Below are 4,586 nucleotides of genomic sequence, written 5' to 3' on the forward strand. Positions count from 1 at the left end.
ACGTCGGCAGCGTCAGATGAGTATAAGAGACAGGGTACGGCATGAAGGCGCCGTCCCGAACTCGAAGCGGGATCAGCTCTGCATGATCTTCTTGAACTCGCCGAACCAGGTGCTCTCGTTCTCGACCTGGACCTGCGAGGAGATGCGGATCAGGTGCTCGAAATCCTCCGGCTTGGTCGGGTAGGACGGATCGCCGACGAGATCGGCCGGCGGGGTCAGGCCGGGGACGACGCCCGGCAGCCCGAGGCCATCGAGCCACACCTGCTGGGCTTCCTTGGTGATGGCGAAGTTGATGTACTGCTTGGCCCAGTAGAGCTCGTTCTCGGGCAGGCCCTTGGGGATCCAAAGGCCATCGGTGTCGAACTTGGCGCCTTCCTCAGGCACGGTCCAGGCGATGTTGACGCCGTTCTTCTTGGCTTCGCGGGCATTGGTCGAGATGGTAACCGCGAGGTCGATCTCGCCATTCTGGAACCATGTGGTGAAATCCGGGTCCTCGCCGAGCAGCGGCGCCTGTTGCTTCACCTTGGCGATGAAATCCCAGGCCGGCCGCATGTTGGCGGGGATATCCTCGAGCTTGCCGCCGCCGGCGACCTGGGCCGGGAAGTGGAAGCCGATGCCGTCATTGTAGAGCGCGATGCGGCCCTTGAACTTGGGATCGAGCAGCACCTGCAGCGAGGTCGGCGCACCGTCCGGGAACGCTTCGGGACGGTAGGCCAGCACGTAGACGTAGCCGTAGGTGTTGACGATCGGGTAGCCCTCGAGCCCGACGGGCTTGGCGAGGTCCGTGGTGCCCGCGAGGTTCGACAGATCCGACAGATCCTCGGTCACGCCGCGCAACGCCGACTTGGTGGCGTTGGTGGTGGTATCCCAGTTGATGTGGATCGGAGGCACCCGGTTCTGCGCTACAGCCGCCCACACCTTGGGCTGAATCTCGTTGTCTTCGGTCAGGTCGTGCCGGACGGCGATACCGGTGGCAGCGGTGAAGGGGTCGGAAACACCTGCCTTGAGGCTATCGACCCACGAGCCGCCCCAGGCCCGCACGATGATTTCGGCAGGCTTGGGGGGTTCCTGGGCAAATACCCGGGTCGCAAAGCCCGAGGCTGCGATGCCGCTCAGCGCGGCGGCGCCGCCGAGGAATTTGCGGCGGGACAGGGCAAGGATGGATTTCTGGTCAGTCATGGTTTCTCTCTCCTGTTGTCTCTGGCACCAGGAGCATCTGAGATGCTCCTGGTCTTTGATTTCGTCGCGCTTTCGAACCGGAAAAGTCTGCAACTTTTCCTGAAAGCGCTCTCGCGGCTCAGTTGGGGAAGGTCAGCACGTCGCGTGCATTCCAGCCCATCGCCACGTTGTCCCCGATGGCGAATTGTTTGTGAGCCGCTGCATCATGATCGAACACGCGCAGCAGCGTGCCCGGGGCCAGGTCTATCTCGTAGACGAGGCGTTCACCCTCGAAAATGGCATCGCGGACGACACCGCGGCGGGTGGTCTGGCAGCCGGAAAGCTCGGCTTCAGACGCTGCCAGCCGAACCTGCTCGGCGCGCAGCGCACCGGTGACCGAGGCACCGACCGAGGGTGCAGCGCCCTGCGCCGCCCAGGTTCCGGTGACTTCGCTGCCGCCGACATCGAAGCTGACGGTGTCGCCTGAGGTCGCGGTGACCTTGCCCGAGATGAAATTGGTGACGCCGATGAAGCCGGCGACAAAGGCATTGGCCGGCGTGCGGTAGGTCGCTGACGGCGGCGCCTTCTGCTGGATGACGCCCTTGTCCATCACGATCACCTCGTCGGAAACGACGAGGGCCTCGCGCTGGTCGTGGGTGACGTTGATGGTGGTGACGCCGAGCTCGCGCTGGATGCGGCGGAACTCGAGCTGCATTTCCTCGCGCAGCTTGCGATCGAGCGCCGCCAGCGGTTCGTCGAGCAGCAGCAGGTCGGGTTCGAACACCAGGGCGCGGGCAATGGCGACGCGCTGCTGCTGACCACCGGAAAGCTGGTGGATTCGCCGGTCGGCATAGCCGCCGAGGTGGACGAGATCGAGATAGCGCTGCACCCGCTCCGGGATGGTGGTCGCATCGAAGCGCCGCATCTTGAGCGGGAACGCGACGTTCTCGGCGGCGGTCATGTGCGGAAACAGCGCCAGCTTCTGGAACACCATGCCGATCGAGCGCTTGTGCGGCGGCGTGGCGCTGACCGGCTTGCCGTTGATGAAGATTTCGCCGGCGCTGGGCTTCTGAAAGCCGGCGATCATGCGCAGCAGCGTGGTCTTGCCGGACCCTGAGGGCCCGAGAATGGTGAGAAAACGCCCGTCCTCGAGGTCGAAGGAGGCGTCCTTGACGGCATGGAAATCGGCAAAGCTCATATCGACGTTGCGCACCGATACGGCGACGCGAGCCGCCTGGGCGTGACGGCCTTCGATGCCGGCTTCAATCGTCATAAGTTCCCTCGAACAGGCGCGTCGCAGCCACTTTGCGCTCATAATGTCTATACATATAGACCTGAGTGTCAACACGACTTGTGCAGTTTTCATTTCTGCACAAGGATTGTGCAAACGGCGCGTCAGATGGAGGCAAGATAGCCTCCGTCGATCGCCAGGCATTGCCCGGTCACATACGCCGCGGCGCTGCTGGCGAGAAAGACGACCGGACCGCCGACATCTTCGGCCAGCCCGAAGCGGCCCTGCGGGATTTTCCCCAGCATGCCGGTCGCCCAGGCCTCATCGGCATAGAAGCCTTCCGTCATCTCGGTGCGGAAATAGCCCGGCGCGATAGCGTTGACGCGGATGCCGTGCCGAGCCCATTCCGCCGACAAAGCACGGGTCATGCCGAGCAATCCGGATTTCGATGAGCCGTAGGGCACTGCCGTCGGCACGCCGACATAGGAGGTCAGCGAACAGAGGTTGATGATCGAGCCACCGCGACCGCGCGAGGCCATGCCTCGGGCTGCGGCCTGGGCGCAGAAGAAGCTGCCCTTGAGGTTGGTGTCGACGATGCTGTCCCACAGCGCTTCATCGACGTCGAGTGACGGCGCGACGCTTTCGAAGCCGGCATTGTTGACGAGGATATCGATGGGCCACGCCGCGTCGAGTTCACCGATTGCGGCGGCGATGCCGGCGACATCGGTGACATCGAGCCCGAGCGCCCGGCCGGACGTACCGGCCGCTGCCACCTGGCTCAGCGTCGCGTCGAGGCTGGCACGGGCACGCGCCGTGACGCAGACCTCGGCGCCCGCCGCCGCGAGGGCAATGGCAATCCCCTGCCCCAGGCCGCGGCTGCCGCCGGTCACCAGGGCTCGCCTTCCCGTGAGGTCGAAGGCAGATTTGTTAGACATGCAGCCTCCTCCCAGAGATGCAGTTGGCGAGTATCAGCACTTTCAGTCACTCATGTCTATACATAATGTCGATAAGATCGTGACCCGGTGCGCGCGATCACGACGAGGGGGTGAAGGTGGCGACGAGGGCGTGGCGATCCCCCGGATAGGTCAGCCGCACCTGGGTCACGGCAGCGCCGGCGCTCCAGGTCCGGCGCTCGATCACGAGGCAGGCCGTGCCCTGCGCTATCCCCAGTTGTTCAGCGGTGGTGGCGTCGGCTGCTGCCGCATGAATGCGGTGTTCCGCCGAGCTCCACGGCACCTGGCTCAGCAGCCATTGTCCCGGCGGGATCTTGGTGAAATCCGCCTGGTCGACACCCTCGACACTGCTCAGATTGATCAGCCGCTGTTCGAGGCAGAACGGCTTACCGCCTGCCAGGTGGACGCAGGTGATATCGAGGATCGCCGTACCGACCGGCACATCGAGCAGCAGCCGATCGGCGCCCTGGGCTTTCCGCTTCGCCACCCGCGGAACATTGAAGGCATAGGGGAGCTTCAGCGACTCCACTTCCTTGCGGATGTCGCTGATCTCGAGCACGGCAGACTGGGTGTGCGGCTGGCTGACGAAGCTGCCGCTCTTTTTCACTCGCTCGATCAGCCCGGCCCGCGCCAACTGGGTCAGGACCTTGTTCACGGTCATCCGTGAACAGCCATACTCGCGGGCGAGATCCACCTCGAACGGGATGCGGTGGCCGATGGGCCATTCCCCCGAAACAATCTTGCCTTCAATATCGTTGAGGATGCGCTGGTGGAGCGTGCCGGCTTCGGTGTCACGCTCGGCAGTCACTAGTGTGCTCACGCTCATCCAATCCCGTGCTTCAAACCAAAGCTAACCGATGTTCCGCCGATCGGGTCAAGCCCCAAGCAGCCGGTGCATGGTCGACTCGAACCGTCGCCGAACGGCGTCGGACTTAACATGTTTGCCGTCGACCACCTGTTTTTTGCCGCGAACCCAAACGTCCGCCACCGACACGCCGGAGGCGAAGATGAAGGCGTCAAGCTGGTCGGCCGGCGGCAGGTAGGGCGCACCGGCGGCCGAGAATGACACCAGGTCGGCGGGACTGCCGACTGCAAGCCCCGACTGCACGCCGAGCGCCTGCGCGCCACCCTCTGCTGCGAGATTGAGGAGTTCTGAGGCGGTCGACTGTCCGGCCCGCGCGATGACGTTGCGGCTCTGCTGCGCGAGACGCTGGCTGTACTCGAGCTGCCGCCGCTCACCGGCG

At 64.3% G+C, this 4,586-nt stretch carries 5 protein-coding genes; all 5 read right to left on the reverse strand.

The features are described 5' to 3' along the window. Nucleotides 1-72: 72 nt before the first annotated feature. Nucleotides 73-1,179: an ABC transporter substrate-binding protein gene (locus VW23_RS01245; protein ID WP_069907785.1), complete on the reverse strand. Its 1,107-nt coding sequence runs from the start codon at nucleotides 1,177-1,179 to the stop codon at nucleotides 73-75. Nucleotides 1,180-1,297: 118 nt separating this feature from the next. Continuing rightward, nucleotides 1,298-2,431, reverse strand: a complete 1,134-nt coding sequence (locus tag VW23_RS01250; RefSeq protein WP_069907786.1) for an ABC transporter ATP-binding protein — start codon at nucleotides 2,429-2,431, stop codon at nucleotides 1,298-1,300. Between the two features lie 122 nt (nucleotides 2,432-2,553). Beyond that, nucleotides 2,554-3,324, reverse strand: coding sequence for an SDR family NAD(P)-dependent oxidoreductase (locus tag VW23_RS01255; RefSeq protein ID WP_069907787.1), 771 nt, complete (start codon nucleotides 3,322-3,324; stop codon nucleotides 2,554-2,556). 97 nt (nucleotides 3,325-3,421) lie between these two features. After that, nucleotides 3,422-4,168 (reverse strand): histidine utilization transcriptional repressor HutC, encoded by a 747-nt coding sequence (hutC, locus tag VW23_RS01260; protein ID WP_069907788.1) that lies wholly within the window; start codon nucleotides 4,166-4,168, stop codon nucleotides 3,422-3,424. A gap of 48 nt (nucleotides 4,169-4,216) precedes the next feature. Continuing rightward, on the reverse strand, nucleotides 4,217-4,586 hold a 370-nt coding region (locus VW23_RS01265), incomplete at its 5' end, for an amidohydrolase family protein (protein WP_141728173.1).

This window comes from Devosia insulae DS-56 (assembly GCF_000970465.2).
In the GTDB taxonomy this organism is placed as follows: Bacteria; Pseudomonadota; Alphaproteobacteria; order Rhizobiales; family Devosiaceae; genus Devosia_A; species Devosia_A insulae.